This window comes from Sulfitobacter sp. 1A12157 (genome assembly GCF_043557345.1).
Classification (GTDB): Bacteria; Pseudomonadota; Alphaproteobacteria; order Rhodobacterales; family Rhodobacteraceae; genus Sulfitobacter.
Genome location: NZ_JBIFFV010000001.1, coordinates 12,661 through 36,559, shown reverse-complemented (window position 1 = coordinate 36,559; position 23,899 = coordinate 12,661). Strand labels below are relative to the sequence as shown.

Here is a 23,899-nt window from a genome sequence, read left to right as displayed (position 1 = left end):
CTCCGGTCTCAGCCATCCTTGCCCTCGGGCAGCACGCCCAAAGGCGGGTCGGCGATGATCCGGCCCGAGGCGAGGTCGACCGTGGGCACGGCGGCTTTGGTGAAGGGCAGGAAGGTGGTGGCCGAACTGCCTGCAAGGTGCAGTTCCAACAGATCGTCCGCCCCGTGGTTCTGCACCGTCTTCACGCGCCCCAGCAGAACGCCACCGGTGTCATAGACCTCAAGCCCGATGAGATCGGCGTGGTAGAATTCGTCATCCGGCAGGCCCGGCAATTGATCCCGCGCGGCAAAGAGCGAGACACCGCGCAGATCGTCGGCCTCTTCCTTGGTGGTGATTTCGGCGATGCGCGCGGCAAAGCCGTTTTTGACCGGGTGCAGCAGGGCGAGGGTGAACTGGCGGCTGCCGTCCTCGGTGCTTAGCGGGCGGTAGTTTTCGATGTCTTCGGGCACGGCGCAGTAGCTTTTCACCCGCACTTCGCCGCGCACGCCATAGGCGCCCGCGATGGCACCGACGCAGATCAGGTCTTGGTCACTCATTGCAACAACTCCGAATTCACGCAGATCGTCCCGGTCCATTCACCGGCCCCGGCTTTGCATTCATCCTGCATTAACTGCCGATCATAGCGAATGCCAAGGACAAAGCCGAGCACGAGCACGGACAGAAGGAACAGCAGTTTTCTCATCAGCGGGTCTCGACCTTGAGGCGGGGGGCGCGGGTCTCCCAACCTTTGGTTTCCAGTTCCGGCGTCAGGCTGTTTTCCTCGGGCCAGCCCATGCAAAGATAGGCCACCAGCGACCAGTCCTCTGGCACCACGAGGTCACGGTTCAGCCGCGCGGGGTCGAGCACCGAAACCCAGCCCAGCCCAAGGCCATGGGCGCGGGCGGTGAGCCATAGGTGCGTGATCGCCCCCACCACCGAATAGCGCCGCATCTCGGGCATGGTGCCCGCGCCGAGGCCGCTGCCCTTCTGGGTGCTCTCATCACAGTAGATCGCCAATTGCTCGGGCGCGTCGCTCATCCCCGAGAGTTTGAGCCCGGCATAGAGCGCGGCCTTCTCACCCTCGTATCCGGCGAGGGCGCGGGCATTGGCGGATTGGAAATTCTCAAGCGCAGCTTGCCGCGCGGTGTCGGAGGCGACGCGGATGATCCGCCAGGGTTCCGACAGGCCCACGGAGGGGGCGAGGTTGAAACTGTCGAGGCAGCTTTGCACCAGCGCCTCGTCCAGCGGGTCTGTGCGAAAGCGGCGCACGTCGCGCCGCCATCGCATCAGGTCGTGCAGCCCGGCACGGAAGTCATCAGAGAACGTATCCATGCCGGGCGCTCGAAGCTTATTCTGCGGAAGCTTCTTCGGCAGGGGCGTTGGCGGCCTCGGCAGCGGCAGCGGCCTTGTCGGCCTTCTCTTGCACGCGCTCTTGGGCTTTCTTGCCCGGTGTGCCCTTTTTGGGGTTGTTACGCTCGGTCTTTTCGCGGACGCCAGCGGCTTCCAGCATGCGAACAACGCGCTCGGTCGGCTGGGCGCCTTTGGCGATCCATTCCTGCACCTTTTCCACGTCCATTTTCACGCGGTCTTCGCTGTCTTTCGGCAGCAGCGGGTTGTAGGTGCCCAGCTTCTCGATGAAGCGGCCATCGCGCGGCATGCGGCTGTCGGCAGCCACGATACGGTAGAAGGGGCGCTTTTTGGAGCCGCCGCGGGCGAGACGAATTTTCATTGCCATGGTGTTTAATCCTTTAGGTTGGTTGGGGGGACGGGAGGCCGTCCTATTCTTCTTGGTGGGTTTTGTGGTGCCGAATGACTTCGGCGATGATGAAGTTCAAGAACTTCTTGGCGAAGACGGGGTCGAGGTCCGCCGCTTCCGCCAAATCTTCGAGCCGCTCGATCTGGGCCGCTTCGCGGGCCGGATCGGAGGGGGGAAGGTCGTGCGTGGCCTTGAGTTTCCCCACGGCCTGCGTGTGTTTGAACCGCTCGCCCAGCGTATAGACGAGGATCGCGTCGAGCCGGTCGATCGAGGCGCGGTGCTCTTTCAACAGCTCGGCGGCGCGGGCTGCGGTATCTGTGACGGTATCGGTCATTTCTTCTTTCCGAAACCGCTGAGGCCGCCGGGCAGGCCCATGCCGCCGCCGAGGCCGCCCCCCATGCCGCCCAAACCGCCGGGCAGCTTGCCGCCCATCTGCTTGGCCGCCGCTTCCAGCGCCTTGGGGTCCATCTGGCTGGGGTCCATGCCGCCGGGCATGCCGCCCTTGCCCATCATGCCCTTCATGGCCTGCTTGAGCATGCCGCCTTTGCCCATCTTGCCCATCTTCTTCATCATGTCGGACATCTGGCGGTGCATCTTCATCAGCTTGTTGAGGTCGGAGACCTCCATGCCGGCACCCTTGGCGATACGCTTCTTGCGGCTGGCCTGCAGCAGGGCAGGGTTGGCGCGCTCTTTTTTGGTCATGGACTGGATCAGGGCGATCTGCTGCTTGAGGATCTTGTCGTCGAAACCGGCGTCTTCGACCTGTTTCGCCATCTTCCCCATGCCGGGCATCATGCCCATCATGCCCTGCATGCCGCCCATCTTGATCATCTGCTCAAGCTGCATCTTCAGGTCGTTCATATTGAACTGACCCTTGGCCATGCGCTTCATCATCTTTTCGGCCTGTTCGGCCTCGATGGTTTCTTGGGCCTTCTCGACGAGGGCAACGATATCGCCCATGCCGAGGATGCGGCCCGCGATGCGCTCAGGCTCGAAGGTTTCGAGCGCGTCCATCTTTTCGCCCAGACCGACGAACTTGATCGGCTTGCCGGTCACGGCCCGCATCGAGAGCGCAGCACCGCCGCGGCCGTCGCCGTCCATCCGGGTCAGCACCACGCCGGTGATGCCGATGCGCGCGTCAAAGTTCTCGGCAGTGTGCACGGCGTCTTGGCCGGTCAGACCGTCGACGACCAGCAATATTTCACGTGGATTGGCCACGTCGCGCACGGCTTCGACTTGGCTCATCAACTCTTCGTCGATGGACAGGCGGCCCGCGGTGTCGAGCATATAGACGTCATAGCCGCCCAAGCCCGCCTGCGTCTTGGCGCGTTTGGCGATCTGAACGGGGCTTTCACCCTTGACGATCGGCAGCGTGTCGACGCCGATCTGGGTGCCGAGGATCGCCAGTTGCTCCATCGCGGCGGGGCGGTTCACGTCGAGCGAGGCCATCAACACGCGCTTGCCATCGCGGTCTTTCATGCGCTTGGCGAGTTTCGCGGTGGTGGTGGTCTTACCGCCGCCCTGGAGGCCGACCATCAGGATCGGCGCGGGCGGGCTGTCGATCTTCAGCGAGCCGGGTTCGCCTTCGCCTTTCAGCACGTCGATCAGCGCATCATGGACAATCTTGACGACCTGCTGGCCCGGCGTCACCGATTTGGTCACCGCTTGGCCCGTCGCCTTTTCCTGCACCGTCTTGACGAATTCACGCGCCACGGGCAGCGAAACGTCCGCTTCCAACAGGGCGACGCGCACTTCGCGCAGGGCGGTCTTGACGTCCTCGTCGCTGAGCGCGCCTTGTTTGGTCAGGCGGTCAAAGACACCAGAGAGCCGTTCGCTTAGATTCTCAAACATGGGCACAGGGCCTTTCGGGTCGGTTGCACTTGCCCCTATTTAAGGACGCGCGCGAAAATGCACAAACGCCCCAGTGGGCGCAACGCGCTGACTGGGGGCGATCCCGACGACAGGCCGGGACCGGAAGGCAATGCTTCCGGAGATCGGTTGGCGTTTACGCGCTGCGGGGCTGCGAGTCAAGCCGGGTGGGCTGGGTGGCGAAGGGCTGCCACGCAAAAGCCGCGCCCCGGTGTGGGGACGCGGCTGATTTGGAGGGGAGGGCGGGGCGCTTAGGCCGCGTCGCGCAGCGCGTCGATCTGTGCATGGGCGCGGGCGATGGTGCCTTCGGCGTCCATGGCCAGTTGGTCCGCCGCGACAAAGGTCACATCGGTAATGCCCAGAAAGCCCAGCACGAAGCGCAGGTAGCCGCTGGCGAAATCGGCGGCAGAATCGATGCCCGTCCCGCCCGAGGCGAAGGCGACGATCACGCGTTTGTCTTCCAGCAGCCCTTTGGGGCCGTCTTCGGTGTAGCGGAAGGTCACGCCGACGCGGGCGATCAGGTCAATCCACGCTTTCAGCGAGGCGGGAATGGTGAAGTTATAGATGGGCGCGCCGATGACGATCGTATCGGCGGCCTGCACTTCGGCGACCAGCGCGTCGGAGAGAGCGAGGGCTTCTTGATCCAACTCTGAACGCTCTTCGGCGGGTTTCACCCGGGCGCTGGCCCATGTCGAATCGATCAGCGGCAGGGGTTCGCTGGCGATGTCACGGGTGACGACGTCGCTGTCGCCCAGGGTCGCGATGATCCGATCCGTCAATTGGCGGGTGACGGAGTTTTCGCGGTTCACCGAGGTTTCGATGCGCAATGTGGCCATGGTGTTGATCCTTGTTCCAAGGGTAAATCTGATGGCATGGAATTGGCCATTGTGCTCGCGAACGCAACTGCCAGAATGAGCGTGACCATGTTCGTAAATGCACAAGTCGGAAAGGCGAGGTGAACAATGGACAATTGGGACGAAATCAGAACCGCCTATCAGGTCGCCCAGCTTGGCACCGTGAGCGGCGCGGCAGAGGTGCTGGGCGTGCATCATGCCACAGTAATCCGTCATATCGACGCGCTGGAGGGGCGGCTTGGGGTGAAGCTGTTTCAGCGTCATGCACGCGGCTACACGGCGACCGAAGCGGGGGAAGACCTGCTGCGGGTGGCGCGGGCGACCGACGATCAGTTCAGCCAATTGGCCGGGCGGATCAAGGGGCGCGGCAGCGATGTTTCAGGGGAGTTGGTGATCACCTCGCTCGATTTCCTCGCCCCGCAGCTTGCGCCTTTGCTGACCGAGTTCCAGCGCCAGAACCCGGAACTGGTGGTGCGCTATCTAATCGGAGAGCGCCTGTTCCGGCTCGAATATGGCGAGGCGCATGTCGCCATCCGCGCCGGGGCCGTGCCGGATCAGCCCGACAATGTGGTGCAGCCCTATGCGCAGTTGGCGGTGGGGGCCTATGCCAGCCGGGACTATGTGGCGCAGTACGGCATCCCGCAGGGGCCGGAGGATTACCACAAGCACCGTTTCATCGCCGCCGACAACCGCGACAGCCGCGCGCCCTATCACAAGTGGCTCTGGACCACGGTGCCGGAGGAAAGCGTGACATGGCGCAGCACCAGCGGCACGGCGATGGAGGCGGCGCTGCGGGCCGGGGCCGGGATCGGCGGCCTGCCCGCCGCAATGGGACGCAACGATCCGCAATTGGTCGAGATTCACGCGCCGCGCCCCGAATGGGGCAGTGCGCTTTGGCTGGTCACCCATGTCGATCTGCACCGCACCAGCAAGGTGCAGGCGGTGCTGCGGTTCCTCAAGGAACACGCCGAGGATGCGGTCACATGCCCCGAATAAGCGCCGCGGCGCAGGGGCATCTGGCGATGCTTTGCTTCTCGGCCTTGGTGGCCGGGTCATTCTCGCTCGGGGCGCAGGTGGCGAATGAGATCACGCCGACAGCGCTGAACGCCCTGCGTTTCGCCTTAGCGACGGTCCTGGTTGGGGTTTTGGCCTGGGGGCGAGGCGATATCAGCCGGGCGGGCTTTGCAGCACCTTGGCGCTATTTCGTGCTGGCGGGGCTGTTCACGCTCTACTTCGTTTTGATGTTCGAAGGGTTGAAAACCGCGCCCCCGGTGGCTGCGGCGGCGGTCTTTACCCTTGTGCCGGTGATGGCGGCGGGGTTCGCGTGGCTGTTGATGCGGCAGGTCATGACGCCGCGCATGGCGCTCGCGCTGGCCATCGGCGGGGCCGGGGCGCTTTGGGTGATCTTTCGCGGCGACCTTTCGGCGCTTCTGGCCTTCGACATCGGGCGGGGGGAGGCGATCTATTTCGTCGGCTGCATCAGCCATGCGCTTTACACCCCGATGGTACGGCGGCTGAACCGCGGCGAAAGTGCGGTGATGTTCACCTTTGGCACCTTGCTGGCGGGCACGGTCCTCTTGGGGCTTTACGGCTGGCAAGACCTCCGCGCGACCGATTGGAGCGGGCTGCGCCCCTTGGTCTGGATCACTATTCTATATGTCGCGGTCTTCGCGACGGCGGCCACGGTGGTTCTGCTGCAATTCGCGGCGCTGCGGCTGCCCTCGGCCAAGGTCATGGCCTATACCTATCTCACGCCCAGCTGGGTAATCCTGTGGGAGTTGGGCTTTGGCAATGCCCTGCCGGGGGCGCTGGTCTGGGGCGGGGTGCTGATGACGATCCTCGCGCTTTCGCTGCTGCTGCGCGCGGATGGCGAAGAAAAATCATAAAAATTCAGAAAGTTGCGGAATCGGTGGAACCTTAGCGCGAGGCCCTGCGTTGGGGCGTGAATTAACAGTGAAGGACACCACCATGCGTAGTATTATTTACCTGATCGGGTTGATCGTCGTGGTTTTGGCTATTTTGCGTTTCGCATTCGGCGTCATCTGACCGTCGATTGATCCTCCCCTTGTCTTATTTACCTCGCGGCAAGGGGGGATCACTCTCTTTATTCCGACCCTGAGCGCCTCTCGCCTTCGCCACCTTCAGGCAGCTCTATTTCCAAAAAACGCTCGAAGGCATCTAGGTTCACCGGCTCAAATTGCCCGAACCCCTGCATCCAGACCGACGCATCCCGCAGCGCATCCGGTTCCAGTTTGCACCATTTCACCCGCCCCCGCTTTTCCTGACTGATCAGCCCCGCCGCTGTCAGCACGCCCAAATGTTTCGAGATCGCGGCGAGCGACATCTCGAAGGGGTATGCGACATCGGTCACGGCCATATCATCCTCCAGCAGCATAGCGAGGATGGCGCGGCGCGTGGGGTCGGCGAGGGCGGCAAACACCTGATCTAGGTCTTGGGTCATAGGCTTGAATAGCGCGGAGCGCGCGTAGGCGAAAGCGGGCATTGCAGCTAACTTAACCGCTAAGTTGAATAACCATTCTGCGCGATTTCCTTGGGAATTGCCGGGCCTGTTTCAAGAGTCGGCAGGCTATGAGTTCCTTAAGTCATTGTAACTGTTCAAAAAAACTGCGGCGGCCAAGGTTGTTGACTCTAACCCGCCCTGACAGTAGCACCGCAGCAGATATTCCTAAGGGGATTTTGGTGTGACCAGCCCGGACCAACGGCAGCAAATGGAGCAGCTTGAGGCCAGACTGGCGGCTGCGAAAGAACGCGGCGCACCCAAGCCCCGGGCGGATGAACATTATTCGCAGGCCAATATGGCATGGCGGATGGTGATCGAACTTGTGGCCGGTCTTGGGATCGGTTTTGGCATCGGATACGGGCTTGATGTGCTCTTTGGCACGCTGCCCATCTTCATGGTGCTCTTTGTAATGCTGGGCCTTGCGGCGGGGGTGAAAACGATGCTCCGCACCGCTGAGGAAATCCGGGGTAAACAACAGGCCGAACCGGCCGAACAGGATACGCCCCATTCGGGCAAGGACGAGGGAGCCTGAGATGGCAACAGAGACGAACGGCGCTGAAACAGGCGGTCTGGAATTCCACCCGATGGACCAGTTCATCGTATCGCCGCTCTTTGGCGACGATGCTTCCGTTGCTTGGTACACCATCACCAACGCGACCTTCTGGATGGCGCTGGCGGTTCTGGCCACTTTCGCGATGCTCGTTCTGGGCAGCGCGCGCCGCTCGGTCGTTCCGGGTCGCATGCAGTCGGTGGCCGAACTGGCCTATGGCTTCATCCACAAGATGGTCGAAGACATCTGCGGCAAAGAGGGGCTGAAGTTCTTTCCCTATATCATGACGCTGTTCATGTTCATCGTCATGGCCAACTTCCTCGGCCTGATCCCGACAGCCTTCACCCCCACCGCGCATTTCTCGGTGACCGTGGTGCTGGCGCTGGCGGTGTTCATCACCGTGACTGTCGTGGGCTTCGTCAAGAACGGCGCGGCATTCCTGAGCCTTTTCTGGGTGTCCTCGGCGCCTCTGGCCCTGCGCCCGGTGCTGGCGATCATCGAGCTGATCAGCTACTTCGTGCGCCCGGTCAGCCACTCCATTCGTCTGGCGGGCAACGTCATGGCGGGCCACGCGGTGATCAAGGTTTTCGCCGGTTTCGCCGCCATCGCCGTCATCTCGCCGGTTTCGGTCGTCGCGATCACCGCGATGTACGGTCTCGAAGTGCTGGTGGCCTTCATTCAGGCCTATGTCTTCACCATCCTGACATGCGTGTACCTCAAGGACGCGCTGCACCCGGCACACTAACAACCCCAACAACGGCGGGGTTTCCCGTCAAAGTTTTAACTTCCAATCGTAAGGAGATACCCCAATGGAAGGTCAACTCGCACATATCGGCGCAGGCATCGCAGGTCTCGGCACAGGCATCGCAGCCCTGGGTGTCGGCAACGTTGCCGCCAACTTCCTGTCCGGCGCACTGCGCAACCCCTCTGCAGCCGCAAGCCAGACAGCAACGCTGTTCATCGGCATCGCCTTCGCAGAAGCTCTGGGGATCTTCTCGTTCCTCGTCGCTCTGCTGCTGATGTTCGCTGTCTAAGCTCTCGGAACTGTAATCCTTACGAGCGGGCAGGCGCGCAGCGCCGTGTCTGCCCGGCTGTAACGGCAAAGTTTCCAAGGAGAAGCCACGATGGCAACTGTAACAACCAGCGACGGGCTGGCCGACGCGACCGGCATTGCGACCCATGCTGCCGAAACGCCGGGCATGCCGCAGCTGAACTTCGATCACTGGGGCAACCAGATTTTCTGGCTGATCCTGGCGCTGATCGCCACCTACCTGATCTTGTCGCGCGTGGCTCTGCCTCGTATCGGTGCGGTTATGGCCGAGCGCCAAGGGACCATCACCAATGACATCGCGGCTGCCGAAGACCTCAAGGTCAAGGCGCAGGAAGCCGAAGCCGCCTATGACAAGGCCCTGATCGACGCCCGTGCCGAGGCACAGCAGATCGTGGCTCAGGCAAAAGCGGACATGCAGGCTGATCTGGATGCCGAAATGGCCAAGGCCGATGCCGAGATTGCCGCGCAAGTGGCAGAATCGGAAAAAGCCATCGCCGAAATTCGCGCGGGCGCCATGGACAACGTGCAAGCCGTTGCCAAGGACACCGCCGAGGCCCTCGTCGCCGCTCTGGGTGGCACGGCCGATACCGCAACCGTCAGCGCTGCCGTCGACGCGCGGATGAAAGGATAAGCCATGACCAAATCCATGCGCCTGACACTTTCGACCCTGCTCGCCGGTCTCGCCGCTTCGCCGGCGCTTGCCGCCACGGGGCCTTTCTTTTCGCTGCGCAACACCGATTTCATCGTGTTGCTGGCCTTTCTGCTGTTCCTTGGGATCCTGATTTACTTCAAGGTGCCAACGCTTTTGATCGGCATGCTCGACAAACGCGCCGACGGCATCAAGACCGAGCTGGAAGAAGCCCGCGCCCTGCGTGAAGAAGCGCAAACCCTGCTGGCCTCTTACGAGCGCAAGCAGAAAGAGGTGCAGGACCAAGCGGACCGGATCGTATCTTCCGCCAAGGAAGACGCCCGTCTTGCCGCCGAACAGGCGCGGGCGGATATGGCCAAGTCGCTTGAGCGCCGCATGGCCGCCGCGAAAGACCAGATCAGCTCGGCCGAGGCCGCCGCTGTGAAGGAAGTTCGCGACCAAGCGGTGACTATCGCCGTGGCCGCCGCGCGCGACGTGATCGCCAAGCAGATGACCGCCGCTCAGGGCAATAAGCTGATCGACGAGGGCATCGCCCAAGTCGAAGCCAAGCTGCACTGAACGAGCGTTTGAAAGAATTTTGAAAGCCCCGGCCTCGCCGGGGCTTTTTCTTTTGCGTTAGGCTTTTGTTAACTCTGTAAGGGCAGGGTTGCGCCATGCGCTTGCTCGTTAACATTGCAGTCTGGTTCAGCCTTGCGGCCTGCACGGCGCCCAGTCGGGAGTTCCGGGGGCTGCCGGCGCAACGGATCACGGTGGAGGGGTCGGTGTTCGATGTCCGCGTAAGGGGCGAGCGGGCGGAGGCGGTGCGCGTGAACACCCAATACGCCCCGCGCTTTGGCCCCATCCGCGGGCGGGCCGGGCGCGCGATGGCACTGGTTAGCGGCTGTGAGGTGAAGGAGGTTCTGGGCGATCAGGCGCTGGCGCTTGGGGTGTTGGACTGTGATTAGGCTGGGCTTTCTCTTGCGGCCCCGCTTGCGGCGCGAGACGAGGGGCGGGGAATAGGCGAGGTGCGCTATCGACCCGCGCCAAACGAGTGCAGGGGAGGGCACAGCCGCCAAGCAGGACAATATCTTGTGGATAACCGCCGACCGCCCCCTCTCCCTTGGGGCTTTTGATTGACTCAGACCCATGCCAAACGGCAAGTTCGCCGCTCAGGCGAGAATCAATCACGGCAGGGCTAACTTGCGCTTTTCCAAACTCAGATTAACCGGCTTCAAAAGCTTTGTGGATCCGACCGACCTCGTCATTTCCGACGGGTTGACCGGGGTCGTCGGGCCGAATGGCTGTGGCAAATCCAACCTGCTCGAAGCGCTGCGATGGGTCATGGGGGAGAACCGCCCGACCGCCATGCGCGGCGGCGGCATGGAAGATGTGATCTTCGCCGGGGCCGCCTCCCGGCCCGCACGCAACTTCGCCGAAGTGGCGCTGCACCTCGACAACAGCGACCGGCTTGCGCCCGCAGGGTTCAACGAACAAGACGCGCTTGAAATCGTCCGCCGGATCACCCGCGACGTGGGCAGCGCCTATAAGGTAAACGGCAAGGATGTACGCGCCCGCGACGTGCAGATGCTTTTCGCCGATGCCTCGACCGGGGCGCATAGCCCCGCCTTGGTCCGGCAGGGACAGATTGCCGAGTTGATCAACGCCAAGCCAAAAAGCCGCCGCCGCATTCTGGAAGAGGCCGCTGGCATCTCGGGCCTGTATCAGCGCCGCCATGAGGCCGAGTTGAAACTCAACGGGGCCGAGCAAAACCTCGCCCGCGTGGATGATGTGGTCGAACAACTGGCCGCGCAATTGGCCACGCTGGCCCGGCAAGCCCGGCAGGCGGCCCGGTATCGTGAGATTGGCGAAGCATTGCGCCATGCCGAGGGCTTGTTGCTGTATCGCCGCTGGCGCGAAGCCGATGAGGCGCGTGCGAAGGCCGAGGGTGAACTGCGGGTCCGCGTCGCCGCCACGGCAGAGGCCGAAGCGCAGGTGCGCCGTGTGGCCGAGGGGCGGGAAGAGGCCGAAGCCGCCTTGCCCCCTTTGCGCGAGGAAGAGACGATTGCGACTGCGGTCCTGCAACGCCTCACCACGCAGCGCGACACGCTGACCGAAGAAGAGGCGCGGGCGGCGTCGCTGATCGAAACCCTGACAGGCCGCATTGCCCAGCTGACCCGCGATATCGACCGCGAAGGCGGGCTGAACCGCGACGCCGAAGAAACGATCGCGCGCCTCGAAGAGGAAGCGGAAGACCTCGCCAAGGCGGATAAGGGTCACGACAGCGCGGTTAAGGCGGCGGAACAGGCCGCGCGGGAAGCCGCCGAAGTCTTGCAAACCCGCGAGGCGGATCTTTCGCAGCAAACCGAAGACGTGGCCCGTTTGGCGGCGCGCCACAGTTCGGCGGAACGGTTGCTTCAGGACAGCCGCAAAACCTTGGAGAAGTCGGAAGCCGAGGCCCGCAAGGCGCGCGATGCGGTGGCGCAAAGCCAAGCGACCCTCGACAAGGCCGGGCGGGATTTCGCGGCGGCTGAGAAGGCCGAAGCGGCTGCCGTCACCGCCTCGACAGCGGCGGATACCGCCCTTCTGGCCGCGGAAGAGACCCGTGCCGACACGCAATCGCGCGAGGCCGAGGCCCGCGCGGAGCGCTCTGAGGCGGAGGGCGAGGCCAAGGCCCTGCAGGCCGAGGTCGGCGCGCTGGCAAAATTGGTGGAGCGTGATAGCGCCGACGGCGGGCAGATCCTCGACCGGTTGCAGGTGGAACAGGGCTTTGAGAAAGCGCTCGGCGCGGCCTTGGCCGACGACCTGCGTGCACCTGAGGTCGAGGCCGGTCGCCCCTCGGGCTGGACGCATTTGCCAAGCTACCCGGCGCCGCAGCCACTGCCCGCCGGGGTGACCCCGCTTACACAGCATGTCACCGTGCCGCAGGTGCTAGAGCGCCGGATGGCTCAAGTCGGGCTCGTCGATGCCGAAGCGGGTGCAGAGCTTCAGGCGCAGTTGCAGCCGGGGCAGCGCTTGGTGTCGAAGGAAGGCGATCTCTGGCGGTGGGACGGTTTCCGCGCCATGGCCGAAGATGCGCCCTCGGCGGCCGCGCTGCGCTTGCAGCAGTTGAACCGGTTGGAAGTCCTGAAACAGACGCTGGAGCAGGCGAGCGCCCGTGCCGAAGCTGCGCGGACGGCGCATGAGACCCTCCAGCAGCAATTGACCGAACAGGCCGAGGCCGACAAGCGCGCCCGCGAGGCGCGGCGCGATGCCGACAGGCAGGTCGCCGAAGCAGGCCGCGCGCTAAGCCGTGCAGAGGCAGATCGCAATCTGGCCCAAAGCCGGTTGGAATCCCTCGGCCTAGCCGTGAAGCGTCATGAGGACGCCGCGATTACCGCGCGGGCCGAGGTGATGGACGCCGAGCGCACGCTGGCGGGGTTGGATGATCTCTCCGCCGCCCGTGCGACGGTCGAGGATGTCCGCATGACGGTCGAGGCGTCACGGATCACCATGATGTCGCGCCGCTCGGCCCATGACGAGTTGCGCCGCGAGGGGGAAACGCGCAGAAGGCGGCTGCAAGAGGTTGCCAAAGAGGTCAGCGGCTGGCGCAATCGGTTGGAAACGGCGGGCAAGCGCAGCGCTGAATTGGTCGAGCGCAAGGGCGCATCCGAAGCCGAATTGGCCGAGGCGAGCGCCGTTCCGGCGGACATCGCGGCGAAGCGGGAAGACCTGTCGGGCGCGATCACCTCCGCCGAGGCGCGCCGCGCCCATGCCACGGAAACGCTGGCCGCCGCCGAGGCCGCCTTGAAAGCCGCGACGGATGCCGAGCGCGATGCAGAGCGGCAAGCCTCGGACGCGCGGGAGGCCCGTGCCCGGGCCGAGGCCCGCAGCGATGCCGCCCGCGAAACGGTGACCCATGCGTCAGAGCGGATTCAGGACGAACGGCAGTGCACGCCCGAGGCGCTGCGCGAGGCGCTCGATGTCGAGCCGGATCAGATCTCGCCTGTGGAAAGGCTTGAAGAAGACGTAAACCGGTACAAGCGGCAGCGGGATTCCCTTGGCGCGGTGAACCTGCGCGCCGAGGACGATGCGAAAGAGATACGCGAAGAGCATGAAGCGCTGCTGACCGAGAAGGCCGATCTGGAAGAGGCGATCAAGACCCTGCGCAGTGGCATCGCGGGCCTCAACCGCGAGGGGCGGGAGCGGCTGCTGACGGCCTTTGATCAGGTGAACGCGAACTTCTCGATGCTGTTCACCCATCTCTTCGGCGGCGGTGAGGCGAACCTTGTGATGGTCGAAAGCGACGATCCCTTGGAAGCCGGGCTTGAGATCATGTGCCAGCCGCCGGGCAAGAAGCTGAGCACCCTCAGCCTGCTGTCGGGCGGAGAGCAGACATTGACCGCGATGGCGCTGATCTTTGCCGTCTTCCTCGCCAATCCGGCGCCGATCTGTGTGCTGGATGAGGTCGACGCGCCGCTTGATGACGCAAATGTGACCAGGTTCTGCGATCTGCTGGATGAGATGTGCCGTCAGACCGACACGCGCTTTTTGATCATCACGCACCATGCGGTGACGATGGCGCGGATGGACCGGCTCTTTGGCGTCACCATGGCGGAGCAGGGGGTGAGCCAGTTGGTCTCTGTCGATCTGAAAAAGGCGGAAACGCTGGTCGCGTGAAGGTGGGAGACGCCGGTGATTTGGACCGGCCCTTAAAGCGGGTGCGCATCGGTTTGCCGCGGGCTTTCGTGGCCCTTGGGCAGGTGGTGTGAGCCCTATGGCCCGGGTGGAGTTTCGCGTGAACGACGGGCTGTTATCAGCCTTTGCGCGCGACGGTGACGCCGGCAACATCCTCGATAAACGTTAGAATACGGGCCTTTACCGCTTCATCCTTGATGGAGCCAATGGCATTCACGATGTCGAGCGAGGGGTCGTTGTTGGTCTCGGGGTTGTCGTCATCCAGCCCTTCGAAGAAATAGCCGGGGGTCACGTTGAGTATCCGGGCCAGCTCATGCAAGCGGCTGGCGGCGATCCGGTTGGAGCCGATTTCATACTTCTGAATCTGCTGAAACGACAGTTTGAGTTCGCGTGCCACATCGGTCTGAGATTGCCGGCGCAGGGTGCGAGCCTGCTTGAGCCGACGACCGACGTGAACGTCTACGGGGTGGGACATGGTTCAATACCTCTGGTTGAGTACCATATATTCACTACCCGCAATGTATTGAGGATCAATTGCCTAGATCTGGCCTCTTTGCGTTAACCAATTCACCGTGGATGTATGGATTATGTTGCGTTACCGGGTGATTCATGTACCATACCTTGCCTATGAACCAGCATATGTCCGATATTGAGCCGGTCGCCCCCGTGCCCCAGACCCTGCAAAAGGACCCCGCCCCGGCCCTTTTGTTTGAGATGATGCGCTCTTTCGTGACTCTGGCGCATACTTTGAACCTGAGCCATGCGGTGGCCGAATTGGCCAGCACCCGGCAGACGGTCCGGCGGCATATCCAGCAGCTGGAAGAGGCGATGGGCGCGCCGCTGTTCACGATTGAGAACCGCCGCTATTCCCTGACCAAAGCAGGCACCGAAGCCCTGCCCGAAGCGCGCGATATCCTCGACCGGGGCAAGCTGTGGCTGGATGGCAAGACGCGCCATGCCGATGGTATGCTGCGCCTTTCCTATGAAGAGCCGAGCGGCTGGTGCTTTCACCAACAACAGCAGCCCCTGTCGTTGATTTGGGATGGCGGCTCTGCCATGCTTCAGGCCGTGCTACAGGCCTGGAGCCTGAGCCGCGGCGAGTTGGAGAGTGAGGCCTTCCGCGCCATGCGTCCCTATGTGCTGGTGTACCGCGACTCGCCCAATGGGTGGATCTGTACCGAGGTGGGGGAGAAATCCTTTTACACGCAATGGTGGGGCTGGTCCAATGCGCGCAGCAGCATCGGGCGGCCCATCAAACTCTTCCCGGGCGGGCCTGAGTTCGAGAATATGCTGAACTACCCCTTTCGGGAGGTCGAGGCGACCTGTGGCGTTCGCTTGGACGAGGTTGTCACCGAGATCCCGCGAGAGGAGGGGGGCGCGCCGGTGCCCTTGGCCTATAAACGGTTGCTGATGGCCGGGCGTTATCCAGACAAGAGTTTTGCCCTGATCGCGGCGGTCGACCGGTCGAGTTCGGTGAATATCGTCGGCGTCGATGACAGTTTCCTGCGCGAGATGCCTTTGGATGCGAAGGTGACTTTCGCGGGCTAAGGCCACGGGGTGTGAGATGCGAAAAGGGCCGCCCCAACAGGGACGGCCCTTTCTGTTTCGCCCTTGGCGACAGGCTTAGCTGATCGCCGCGGCTTTCACGTCGTCGTCGATATGGGGCAGGTACTGCTCGAAGTTGTCCGAGAACATCTTGACCAGTTTTGCCGCCTGACGGTCATAGGCCTCGGGGTCGTCCCATGTGCGGCGCGGGTCGAGCAGGATGTCGGCGACGCCGTTCACCTCGACAGGGACATCGAAGCCGAAGTTCGGATCTTTGCGGAACTCCGCATCCGCCAGACGGCCTTCGAGCGCGGCGCTGAGCAGGGCGCGGGTCGCCTTGATCGGCATCCGCGAGCCGGTGCCATAGGCGCCGCCGGTCCAACCGGTGTTCACCAGCCAGCAGGTTGCGCCATGCTGGGCGATCTTTTCGCGCAAGAGGTTGCCGTAGACCTCGGGCCGGCGCGGCATGAAGGGGGCGCCGAAACAGGTAGAGAAGGTGGGCTCAGGCTCGGTCACGCCGCGCTCGGTGCCCGCCACTTTGGAGGTGAAGCCCGACAGGAAGTGGTACATCGCCTGCGCCGGGCTAAGCCGCGCGATCGGGGGCAGCACGCCGAAGGCGTCGCAGGTCAGCATGATGATGTTCTTCGGATGGCCACCAACGGCCTTCTCGCTGGCGTTCGAGATGTAGTGCAGCGGATAGGCGGCGCGCATGTTCGCGGTGAGCGAGTCGTCGTCGAAGTCGAGCTCGAAGGTGTCGGGATCGAAGACCATATTCTCGATCACCGTGCCGAATTTGGAGGTCGTCGCGTAGATCTCCGGCTCCGCCTCGGGGTTGAGGTTGATGGTCTTGGCATAGCAACCGCCTTCGAAGTTGAAGGTGCCATTGTCGGACCAGCCGTGTTCGTCATCGCCGATCAGCGTACGCTCGGGATCGGCGGAGAGGGTGGTCTTGCCGGTGCCCGACAGGCCGAAGAAGACGGCGGTGTCGACCGGGTTGCCGTTGGCGTGGTTGGCCGAGCAGTGCATCGGCATGATGCCTTTTTCCGGCAGCAGGTAGTTCAGCAAGGTGAAGACCGATTTCTTATTCTCGCCCGCGTATTCGGTGCCGCCGATGAGGATCATCTTGCGGTCGAAGTTCATCGCGATCACGGTCTCGCTGCGGCAGTCATGCTTGGCCGGATCGGCCTGGAAGCTGGGGCAGTTGATGACGGTGAAATCGGCGATGAAGTCCTTCAACGCTTCGGCATCGGGGCGGCGCAGCATGGTGCGGATGAAAAGCCCGTGCCATGCCAACTCGGTGACCATGCGCACGTTGATCGCATGTTTGGGGTCCGCCCCGCCGACGAGGTCTTGGACGAAGTAGTCCTTGCCCTGCATATGGGCGATCATGTCTTCGTAGAGCGCGTCGAAGCCCTCGGGCGACATCGCGGCGTTGTTTTCCCACCAGATGCTGTCGGCCACGCTGTCGGTCTTGACCACATGTTTGTCCTTGGGCGAGCGGCCCGTGAACTTGCCGGTGGTCACGAGGAAGGCCCCGCCTTTGCCAAGGCTGCCTTCGCCCCGTTTTAATGCCGCCTCGACCAGCGCAGGCTCGGTCAGGTTGTAATAGACATCGCCAAGCCCGCTGATCTTTTGATCCTCAAGGCTGAACTGCGGGTTTACCCGTCCAAATGTCATATGATGTCTCCTGTGGTAGCGCGTGAGCAGCGCAGAACGTGTCCGAGCGGGCGCAATTGCCCTGGGCGTCGGGGGCCTTGAGAGCCTCTTAACACGGGCGTTTTCAGGTTGAACAGGCAGCTTTGTCACAGTTAGCGCCATCATCTAAAACTTTGTTTCTGAGCGCTTAGATCCCGGACCGATGCGGCGTGCGCGACACCGGCTTCCTCTCGGATCAGGCCGCTCAAAGTGCGGCAATTTAGCCATTCCTAACCAAATTATGACGGAATTGGTGCATCTCAGAGGCACGATTCGCACTTAAGGATTGATTCGATCTTTAATATTGGAGATCACTGACTCCAAAAATAAGAACGAATTGAGCAGCATAAGGAAGCAGGCAATGTCAAAGATCGCATTGGTAGACGATGACAGGAACATCCTGACATCCGTTTCGATGACTCTTGAAGCTGAAGGTTTCGAAGTGGAAACCTATAACGATGGCCAAGCGGCCTTGGACGCCTTCAACAAGAAACTGCCCGATATGGCGGTGCTGGACATCAAGATGCCCCGTATGGACGGCATGGATCTGCTGCAACGTCTGCGCCAGAAAACCGCGATGCCGGTGATCTTTCTGACCTCCAAGGACGATGAGATCGACGAGGTGCTGGGCCTGCGCATGGGGGCTGACGATTACGTCAAAAAGCCCTTCAGCCAGCGCCTTTTGGTCGAACGTATCCGTGCGCTTCTGCGCCGCCAAGACGCGGTTGAGACCAATGAGGTCGGCGATACCGAAGAGACCAAGGTGATGGAACGCGGCGATCTGCGGATGGATCCGCTGCGCCACGCGGTGAGCTGGAAGGGCAAGGATGTGTCGCTGACCGTGACCGAATTCCTGCTGCTGCAAGCGCTCGCGCAGCGCCCCGGTTTCGTGAAATCGCGCGACCAATTGATGGACGTGGCCTATGATGATCAGGTCTATGTGGATGACCGAACCATCGACAGCCACATCAAGCGGCTGCGCAAGAAGATGCGCAGCGCAGATGATGAATTCTCGGCGATCGAGACTCTTTACGGCATCGGCTATAGATATAACGAAGAGTAAACCCGTCGGTTAACGCGGGTCGAAAGGAAGCTTGTGCGGGACATGGCTGCTGGCAGGGACGGTGACGTTGTACTGGGGGACGATTGGGTCACCCCCGACAGTGCCGCGCCGGATGAAATTCGGGTCAAGCGCGAACGGCGGGGGCTGTTCTCTCTCCGCTCCTCGCCGCTGACGCGCAAGATCATTACCTTTAACCTGATCGCGCTGAGCGTTCTGGTGGCGGGGATCCTCTACCTCAATTCCTCGCGCGACAGTCTGGCGCTACAACGCGCCGCGGCGCTGGTGTCCGAGACCGAGCTGATCGCCGATGTGATCGAAGCGCAACTGCCCGCGGGCGCGCCGGTGAACCTGACCACCGGCGATGGCGTCGATGTGGCTGCCACGCTCGACGGGCTGGACCTGCGCGGCGGCATCGAAGTCTTTGTCTATGATCCGGCGGAAACCTTGGTCGCCCGCACCGCAGGCAGCCTTACCGTGGCCGAGGCCCTCGCCGCCTCCGAGGCGGGTGAGCGGACCTTGCTGAACGACGGGTTGAATTGGCTTTGGGACCGGGTTTCGGCCCCCTTCAGCACCGATGAGGTCACCGCCACCCCGCCGCTCGAAGAGCAATTGCGCGGCATGGTCGGCACCAGCGTGACCAGCGGCACCCGACTGGAAGGCACGCTTGCCATCGAAGGCGGCACGCTTTTCAGCGTGGTGACCCCCATCATGCAGGGCGAGTCCCCCGTCGGCGTGGTCGCCGTGGCCAGCGCGGCGGGAGAGATCGACCGCCTTGTGCGCAGCGAACGTGAGCGCGTCTTGCAGATTTTCGTCATTGCGACCCTCGTCTCCATCGGCCTCAGCCTCGTTCTGGCCTCGACCATCGCCAATCCGCTCGCCGACCTTTCTGCCGCTGCCGAACTGGGCCGCGACAAGGACGCGCGCAAGATGAACCCCGGCCGCATCCGCATCCCCGATCTGACCGCGCGCCCCGATGAGATTGGCCGCCTCTCGGGCGCGCTGCGCGGCATGGTCTCGGCGCTTTACAACCGGATCGACGGCAACGAACAATTCGCCGCCGATGTGGCGCATGAGATCAAGAACCCGCTCGCTTCGCTCCGGTCTGCCGTGGGCACGCTGCGCATGGTCAAGCGTGACGACCAGCGCGAGAAACTGCTGGATGTGATCGAACATGACGTGCGCCGCCTCGACCGGCTGGTGAGCGACATTTCCAATGCCTCGCGGCTCGACTCCGAGCTGGTCAAGGAAGAGGAAGAGCCCTTCGACCTGCTGCAAATGCTGGGCAATCTGGGCCAATACCTTGGCGAAGACGCGAAATCCAAAGGCATCGATTTCATCACTGATCTCCCCGCTGCGCCGATCACCGTGCATGGGCTGGAAGCCCGTTTGGCGCAGGTTTTCGTGAATCTGATCACCAACGCAATCTCCTTTTGCGAAGACGGCGACGCGATCCGGGTCTGGGCCCGCAAACGGGCCAACCGCGTTTTGATCGTGGTCGAAGACACTGGCCCGGGCATTCCCGAACAGGCACTTGGCAAGATCTTCAAACGCTTCTACTCGCAGCGCCCGGAAGAGCATTTCGGCAATAACTCCGGTCTCGGCCTCGCGATCTCGAAGCAGATCGTCGAAGCCCATGGCGGCGTGATCTGGGCCGAGAACATCCGCCCGACCGAGGCTGACATCACCTCCGAACCCTTGGGCGCGCGTTTTGTCGTGGGGTTGCCCACCTAAATCCCGGGCGCGGGGCCTGATATGACTATCGAGCGCGAAAACCTCCACGCCAGCTGCGTGGCGATCCATGGGCGCGGGGTGCTGATCCTTGGCCCCTCGGGTGCGGGCAAATCGGCCCTCGCCCTGCAATTGATCGCCCTTGGTGCCACGCTGGTGGCCGATGATCGCACCGATATCATGCGTCAGGGGGATCAGGTGATCGCCAGCGTCCCAGAACCGATCCGCGGCCTGATCGAGGCGCGCTATGTCGGCATTCTGCGGGCCGAGGATCACGGCCCCGTGCCCTTGGCCCTCGTCGTCGATCTGTCCCGTACCGAAGACCAGCGCCTTCCCGAACCGCACAGCCATATGCTACGGGGTGTCACGTTGCCCTGTTTTCACAAATGCGATAGCGCTCATTTTGCGGCAGCAATTCATCTGTATATGTCAGGTGTGGAAAAACCGAATTGATCAGTCAGACCTCATCAACAGACCCCGCCCCCCGGCGGTTGGTCCTTGTCACCGGCCCTTCGGGCGCCGGGCGGTCCTCTGCGCTCAACGTGCTGGAGGATGCGGGGTTCGAGGCAATCGACAACCTGCCGCTGCGGCTGCTGCCCGCGCTCCTTGACCGCCCCGGCGATGCGCAATCGGTGGCTCTGGGGATCGACGCCCGCAACCGGGACTTTTCCACCGAAGGCGTGCTCGAACTGATGGGCCGCCTGACGGCTGAACCGGGGTGGCGCGCGGAACTGCTCTATCTCGACTGCGCCCCCGATGTGCTGCTGCAACGCTTTTCCGAAACCCGCCGCCGCCACCCGCTGGCCCCGGCTGACCGCCCCGTCGACGGGATCGCGCGCGAGCAGGAACTGCTCCACCCGATCCGCGCCCGCGCCGATGTGTTGATCGACACGACAACCCTCAACGTCCACGAGTTGCGCGCAGAGGTCGAACAGTGGTTCGCCCCCGGCGGCCAGCGCCACCTTACGGTCTCGGTTCAGAGCTTTTCCTATAAACGGGGCCTCCCGCGTGGCGTCGATGTGGTGCATGACTGCCGGTTCCTTAGAAACCCCTATTGGGTGCCCGCACTGCGCAGCGGCGACGGGCGCGATCCTTCGGTTGCGGCCCATGTGGCCGGGGACAAACGCTACGCCGATTTCGCCGACAAGGTGCTCGACCTGAGCCTGCTGCTGCTGCCCGCGTACCGCGAAGAGGGCAAGTCGCATATCTCCATCGCCTTTGGTTGCACGGGCGGCCAACACCGCTCTGTCGCCATGGCCGAAGACCACGCTTTGCGCCTTGCAGAGCAGGGCTGGCAGGTGTCAATTAGGCACCGAGAGCTGGACCGTCAGCATCGTGAAGGAAACAAGCCGTGATCGGGATCGTCATCGTCGCACATGGGGGGCTGGCGCAAGAATATCTTGCCGCCATCGAACATGTCGTGGGATCCCAATTTGGCGTGCGCGCCATCGCGATCGAAGCCGACCACGACCGCACCGACAAGGAACGCGAGATCTGCAGCGCCGCCGATGCGGTGGACCAAGGCGCCGGTGTGGTGGTGGTCACCGACCTTTTCGGCGGTTCCCCCTCGAACCTCAGCCTCTTGGCCTGCCGCCCGGAAAACCGCCGGATCATCTACGGCGCGAACCTGCCAATGCTGATCAAACTCGCCAAATCGCGGCATATGGATGTGCCCGATGCCGTGCGTGCCGCGCTCGAAGCTGGTAAGAAGTATATCGACAGCCAGAATGTCAGCGCAGGTTAGAAGGCCCCAAGACGTCATGCCCGAATTTTCTTTAAAGATTGTAAACGAAAAAGGCCTGCACGCGCGCGCCTCCGCCAAATTAGTCGAAGTGGTCGAGGCATTTGATGCCCGCGCCGAAGTCAGCAAGGACGGCATGTCGGCCTCCGGCGACAGTATCATGGGGCTCTTGATGCTCGGCGCATCGCGCGGCACCACCATCGATGTCCAAACCTCCGGCCCCGATGCCGAGGCCTTGGCCGAAGCTTTGACCGCCCTCGTGGCGGATAAGTTCGGCGAAGGATTTTAGGTCCGCCAAGCGGGAAAAAGGATCCACCGACCCCATGGATGACCTGCAAAACATCGCGGCCGAGCCGGCCCAGACAGGCGACGGCACGGTGACCTTCACCAAATACGACCGCCGCAGCCTGTCCTATGCCTCGACCTTCGATGACCCATGGAAAGCGCGGGTGATCTCCGCGATGGAGCTTTTTACCGGCAAGCTCAAGATCCTGCGTCTGATCCGCAAGTTCGAACAACGCGGCACCCCCTCGGGCCAGGCCTTCTGGCGCGCGGCGCTCGACACGATGGGCATCGACCTCACCACCCCGCAAACGCAGTTGGACCGCATCCCAAAAGAGGGGCCAGTCGTGGTCGTGGCAAACCACCCCCACGGCATGGTCGACGGTATGATCTTCGCCGACCTCATCGGCCGCGTGCGCCCCGATTACCGTATCCTCACCCGATCGCTGCTCACCTCCATCGACGAGGTGGCGGGCAGCTACATGATCCCGGTGCCCTTCCCACATGACCCGGATGCGCAGCGCAAAGGTGTGGAAATGCGCGCCAAGGCCATGGCCCATCTCAAGGAGGGGGGCGTCGTGGCGCTCTTCCCCTCAGGCGTCGTTGCTGCTTCGAAAAGCTGGTGGGGCCCGGCGGTCGAAGCGGAATGGAACGTCTTTACTGCCAAAATGATCCGCCGCTCCGGCGCGCAGGTGGTGCCGATGCGCTTCCCGGGCCAGAACAGCCGCGCCTATCAGATCGCCAACAGGCTCAGCCCGATGCTGCGCCAAGGGCTCTTGCTGCATGAAATCGCCCACGCCTGCGACAGGCCCCAAGGCCCCATCGTCGGCCACCCGCTCGCCCGCGAAGAGATCGACCGCTGGGCAGACGACCCGCGCGGCTTCATGGCCTGGCTGCGCGCGCATACTCTGGCGCTGACCAACTAGGCTTCATCCTTTTGAAAATACCCTCGGGGGAATCGCGCCTCTGGCGCGATGGGGGCAGGGCCCCCAACACCCTCGCAATTCAGCGCGTCGGAACCGGTTTTTCGCCCCGGTAATCATAGAAGCCGCGCTGCGTCTTGCGGCCCAACCACCCGGCTTCGACATATTTGGTCAGCAGCGGGCAGGGGCGATACTTCGTATCCGCCAGGCCGTCATGCAGGACGTTCATGATGGCAAGACATGTGTCCAGACCGATAAAGTCCGCAAGCTCCAGCGGCCCCATGGGGTGGTTCGCACCCAGCTTCATCGAACTGTCGATCGACTCGACATTGCCGACCCCTTCGTAGAGCGTATAGACCGCCTCGTTGATCATCGGCATCAGGATGCGGTTCACGATAAAGGCGGGGAAATCCTCGGCCGAGGCGGCGGTCTTGCCCAGACGGTCGACCACGGCTTTGCAAGCGTCATAGGTCTCACTGTCCGTGGCGATGCCGCGGATCAATTCGACCAGTTGCATCACCGGCACGGGGTTCATGAAGTGGAAACCCATGAATTTTTCGGGTCGGTCGGTGCGGCTGGCAAGGCGGGTGATCGAGATCGAGGAAGTGTTCGAGGTCAGGATCGTCGTCGGCTTTAGATGCGGGATCAGGTCTTCGAAAATCGCTTGTTTCACCGTTTCACGCTCGGTTGCGGCTTCGATCACCAGATCGCTTTGGCCCAGATCGCTTAGCGTCTGCGTCGTGGTGATGCGCGCCATGGCGGCGTCCCGGTCGGCGGCGGTGATCTTCTCGCGGCTGACTTGGCGGTCCATATTGCCGGTCACGGTTTTCATCGCTTTGGCCAGCGCATCGACGCTGACATCGTTCAGCAGCACGTCGTAGCCTGCCAGCGCCATGACATGGGCGATCCCATTGCCCATTTGCCCCGCTCCCACGATACCGATTGTCTGGATGTCCATGGCCTGTCCTTTGCTTGAGTTCGGCGCACAATAGGGCGCGTGGCGGGGGTGCCGCAAGGGCAGCTGTTTACGAAATCTCACG

Annotated in this window: 28 protein-coding genes; 17 read left to right on the top strand and 11 right to left on the bottom strand. The window is 62.8% G+C overall.

Features of this window, described 5'->3' with window-relative positions; all coding sequences use genetic code 11:
- Window positions 1-8: 8 nt before the first annotated feature.
- The 7 genes from rimM to ACGYLC_RS00175 all read right to left on the bottom strand — a co-directional run bounded on the left by rimM (window position 9) and on the right by ACGYLC_RS00175 (window position 4,440).
- Entirely contained in the window at window positions 9-536 is a 528-nt protein-coding gene (gene rimM, locus ACGYLC_RS00205; protein ID WP_394402520.1) for a ribosome maturation factor RimM, read from the bottom strand.
- Window positions 533-682, bottom strand: coding sequence for a hypothetical protein (locus ACGYLC_RS00200; protein WP_169306052.1), 150 nt, complete (start codon window positions 680-682; stop codon window positions 533-535). Before ACGYLC_RS00200 ends, rimM begins: the two co-directional genes overlap by 4 nt.
- Window positions 682-1,311 (bottom strand): 5,6-dimethylbenzimidazole synthase, encoded by a 630-nt coding sequence (gene bluB / locus ACGYLC_RS00195; protein ID WP_394420949.1) that lies wholly within the window; start codon window positions 1,309-1,311, stop codon window positions 682-684. The genes ACGYLC_RS00200 and bluB overlap by 1 nt, the downstream gene beginning before the upstream one ends.
- Before the next feature lie 16 nt (window positions 1,312-1,327).
- The gene (rpsP, locus tag ACGYLC_RS00190) at window positions 1,328-1,714 is read right to left on the bottom strand and encodes a 30S ribosomal protein S16 (RefSeq protein ID WP_394402518.1); all 387 of its coding nucleotides are present in this window, start codon (window positions 1,712-1,714) and stop codon (window positions 1,328-1,330) included.
- A 43-nt stretch (window positions 1,715-1,757) separates the two neighbouring features.
- On the bottom strand, window positions 1,758-2,069 hold the full coding sequence (locus tag ACGYLC_RS00185) for a chorismate mutase (RefSeq protein ID WP_339819109.1): 312 nt from the start codon (window positions 2,067-2,069) through the stop codon (window positions 1,758-1,760).
- Window positions 2,066-3,586 carry a signal recognition particle protein gene (gene ffh / locus ACGYLC_RS00180; protein WP_394420948.1) on the bottom strand — a complete coding sequence of 507 codons (1,521 nt, stop codon included), beginning with the start codon at window positions 3,584-3,586 and terminating at the stop codon, window positions 2,066-2,068. The genes ACGYLC_RS00185 and ffh overlap by 4 nt, the downstream gene beginning before the upstream one ends.
- 269 nt (window positions 3,587-3,855) lie before the next feature.
- Window positions 3,856-4,440, bottom strand: a complete 585-nt coding sequence (locus ACGYLC_RS00175; protein ID WP_394420946.1) for an FMN-dependent NADH-azoreductase — start codon at window positions 4,438-4,440, stop codon at window positions 3,856-3,858.
- A gap of 126 nt (window positions 4,441-4,566) precedes the next feature.
- Between ACGYLC_RS00175 and ACGYLC_RS00170 the strand changes: the two genes are divergently transcribed.
- Both ACGYLC_RS00170 and ACGYLC_RS00165 read left to right on the top strand, forming a co-directional pair.
- Entirely contained in the window at window positions 4,567-5,454 is an 888-nt protein-coding gene (locus ACGYLC_RS00170; RefSeq protein WP_394402514.1) for a LysR family transcriptional regulator, read from the top strand.
- Complete coding sequence (locus tag ACGYLC_RS00165; protein WP_394420944.1) at window positions 5,442-6,344, top strand: DMT family transporter; 903 nt, start codon at window positions 5,442-5,444, stop codon at window positions 6,342-6,344. The genes ACGYLC_RS00170 and ACGYLC_RS00165 overlap by 13 nt, the downstream gene beginning before the upstream one ends.
- A gap of 218 nt (window positions 6,345-6,562) precedes the next feature.
- Here the strand turns inward: ACGYLC_RS00165 and ACGYLC_RS00160 are convergent, their stop codons facing one another.
- Window positions 6,563-6,919 carry an ArsR/SmtB family transcription factor gene (locus tag ACGYLC_RS00160; RefSeq protein ID WP_394420942.1) on the bottom strand — a complete coding sequence of 119 codons (357 nt, stop codon included), beginning with the start codon at window positions 6,917-6,919 and terminating at the stop codon, window positions 6,563-6,565.
- A 241-nt stretch (window positions 6,920-7,160) separates the two neighbouring features.
- Here ACGYLC_RS00160 and ACGYLC_RS00155 point away from each other — a divergent pair, with 241 nt between their 5' ends.
- From ACGYLC_RS00155 to ACGYLC_RS00125, 7 genes are all read left to right on the top strand, one after another.
- Window positions 7,161-7,511 carry an AtpZ/AtpI family protein gene (locus ACGYLC_RS00155; RefSeq protein WP_394420941.1) on the top strand — a complete coding sequence of 117 codons (351 nt, stop codon included), beginning with the start codon at window positions 7,161-7,163 and terminating at the stop codon, window positions 7,509-7,511.
- A gap of 1 nt (window position 7,512) precedes the next feature.
- Entirely contained in the window at window positions 7,513-8,274 is a 762-nt protein-coding gene (locus tag ACGYLC_RS00150) for a F0F1 ATP synthase subunit A (protein WP_394420939.1), read from the top strand.
- Window positions 8,275-8,338: 64 nt separating this feature from the next.
- Window positions 8,339-8,563 carry a F0F1 ATP synthase subunit C gene (locus ACGYLC_RS00145; RefSeq protein ID WP_007118046.1) on the top strand — a complete coding sequence of 75 codons (225 nt, stop codon included), beginning with the start codon at window positions 8,339-8,341 and terminating at the stop codon, window positions 8,561-8,563.
- Between the two features lie 90 nt (window positions 8,564-8,653).
- Window positions 8,654-9,211: a F0F1 ATP synthase subunit B' gene (locus ACGYLC_RS00140; protein WP_394420937.1), complete on the top strand. Its 558-nt coding sequence runs from the start codon at window positions 8,654-8,656 to the stop codon at window positions 9,209-9,211.
- A gap of 15 nt (window positions 9,212-9,226) precedes the next feature.
- Window positions 9,227-9,787, top strand: coding sequence for a F0F1 ATP synthase subunit B (locus ACGYLC_RS00135; protein ID WP_168613456.1), 561 nt, complete (start codon window positions 9,227-9,229; stop codon window positions 9,785-9,787).
- A 95-nt stretch (window positions 9,788-9,882) separates the two neighbouring features.
- Window positions 9,883-10,173 carry a hypothetical protein gene (locus tag ACGYLC_RS00130; RefSeq protein WP_394420935.1) on the top strand — a complete coding sequence of 97 codons (291 nt, stop codon included), beginning with the start codon at window positions 9,883-9,885 and terminating at the stop codon, window positions 10,171-10,173.
- Window positions 10,174-10,408: 235 nt separating this feature from the next.
- Window positions 10,409-13,864 (top strand): chromosome segregation SMC family protein, encoded by a 3,456-nt coding sequence (locus ACGYLC_RS00125; protein ID WP_394420934.1) that lies wholly within the window; start codon window positions 10,409-10,411, stop codon window positions 13,862-13,864.
- Window positions 13,865-14,000: 136 nt separating this feature from the next.
- Here the strand turns inward: ACGYLC_RS00125 and ACGYLC_RS00120 are convergent, their stop codons facing one another.
- Window positions 14,001-14,357 (bottom strand): helix-turn-helix domain-containing protein, encoded by a 357-nt coding sequence (locus ACGYLC_RS00120; protein WP_394402500.1) that lies wholly within the window; start codon window positions 14,355-14,357, stop codon window positions 14,001-14,003.
- 164 nt (window positions 14,358-14,521) lie between these two features.
- On the opposite strand from ACGYLC_RS00120, the gene ACGYLC_RS00115 reads away from it, so the two are divergent.
- Window positions 14,522-15,430 (top strand): LysR family transcriptional regulator, encoded by a 909-nt coding sequence (locus ACGYLC_RS00115; RefSeq protein WP_394402498.1) that lies wholly within the window; start codon window positions 14,522-14,524, stop codon window positions 15,428-15,430.
- 75 nt (window positions 15,431-15,505) lie between these two features.
- Here ACGYLC_RS00115 and ACGYLC_RS00110 read toward each other — a convergent pair whose 3' ends face one another.
- Window positions 15,506-17,104, bottom strand: a complete 1,599-nt coding sequence (locus ACGYLC_RS00110; RefSeq protein ID WP_394420933.1) for a phosphoenolpyruvate carboxykinase — start codon at window positions 17,102-17,104, stop codon at window positions 15,506-15,508.
- A gap of 379 nt (window positions 17,105-17,483) precedes the next feature.
- Between ACGYLC_RS00110 and ACGYLC_RS00105 the strand changes: the two genes are divergently transcribed.
- From ACGYLC_RS00105 to ACGYLC_RS00075, 7 genes are read left to right on the top strand one after another with little or no spacing between them, the layout of a single operon-like run.
- Window positions 17,484-18,185: a response regulator transcription factor gene (locus tag ACGYLC_RS00105; protein WP_067260621.1), complete on the top strand. Its 702-nt coding sequence runs from the start codon at window positions 17,484-17,486 to the stop codon at window positions 18,183-18,185.
- A gap of 42 nt (window positions 18,186-18,227) precedes the next feature.
- Window positions 18,228-19,916, top strand: coding sequence for a sensor N-terminal transmembrane domain-containing protein (locus tag ACGYLC_RS00100; protein WP_394420931.1), 1,689 nt, complete (start codon window positions 18,228-18,230; stop codon window positions 19,914-19,916).
- Between the two features lie 21 nt (window positions 19,917-19,937).
- A complete protein-coding gene (locus ACGYLC_RS00095; protein ID WP_394420929.1) occupies window positions 19,938-20,366 on the top strand; it encodes an HPr kinase/phosphorylase in 429 nt (142 codons plus the stop codon).
- Window positions 20,363-21,268, top strand: coding sequence for an RNase adapter RapZ (gene rapZ / locus ACGYLC_RS00090; RefSeq protein ID WP_394420927.1), 906 nt, complete (start codon window positions 20,363-20,365; stop codon window positions 21,266-21,268). Before ACGYLC_RS00095 ends, rapZ begins: the two co-directional genes overlap by 4 nt.
- Complete coding sequence (locus ACGYLC_RS00085; RefSeq protein WP_394420925.1) at window positions 21,265-21,657, top strand: PTS sugar transporter subunit IIA; 393 nt, start codon at window positions 21,265-21,267, stop codon at window positions 21,655-21,657. The genes rapZ and ACGYLC_RS00085 overlap by 4 nt, the downstream gene beginning before the upstream one ends.
- A 16-nt stretch (window positions 21,658-21,673) precedes the next feature.
- Window positions 21,674-21,943, top strand: a complete 270-nt coding sequence (locus ACGYLC_RS00080; RefSeq protein ID WP_067260603.1) for an HPr family phosphocarrier protein — start codon at window positions 21,674-21,676, stop codon at window positions 21,941-21,943.
- Window positions 21,944-21,977: 34 nt separating this feature from the next.
- On the top strand, window positions 21,978-22,862 hold the full coding sequence (locus tag ACGYLC_RS00075) for a lysophospholipid acyltransferase family protein (protein WP_394420923.1): 885 nt from the start codon (window positions 21,978-21,980) through the stop codon (window positions 22,860-22,862).
- A gap of 79 nt (window positions 22,863-22,941) precedes the next feature.
- Here ACGYLC_RS00075 and ACGYLC_RS00070 read toward each other — a convergent pair whose 3' ends face one another.
- Window positions 22,942-23,817 (bottom strand): 3-hydroxybutyryl-CoA dehydrogenase, encoded by an 876-nt coding sequence (locus ACGYLC_RS00070; RefSeq protein WP_394420922.1) that lies wholly within the window; start codon window positions 23,815-23,817, stop codon window positions 22,942-22,944.
- Window positions 23,818-23,899 lie beyond the last annotated feature (82 nt).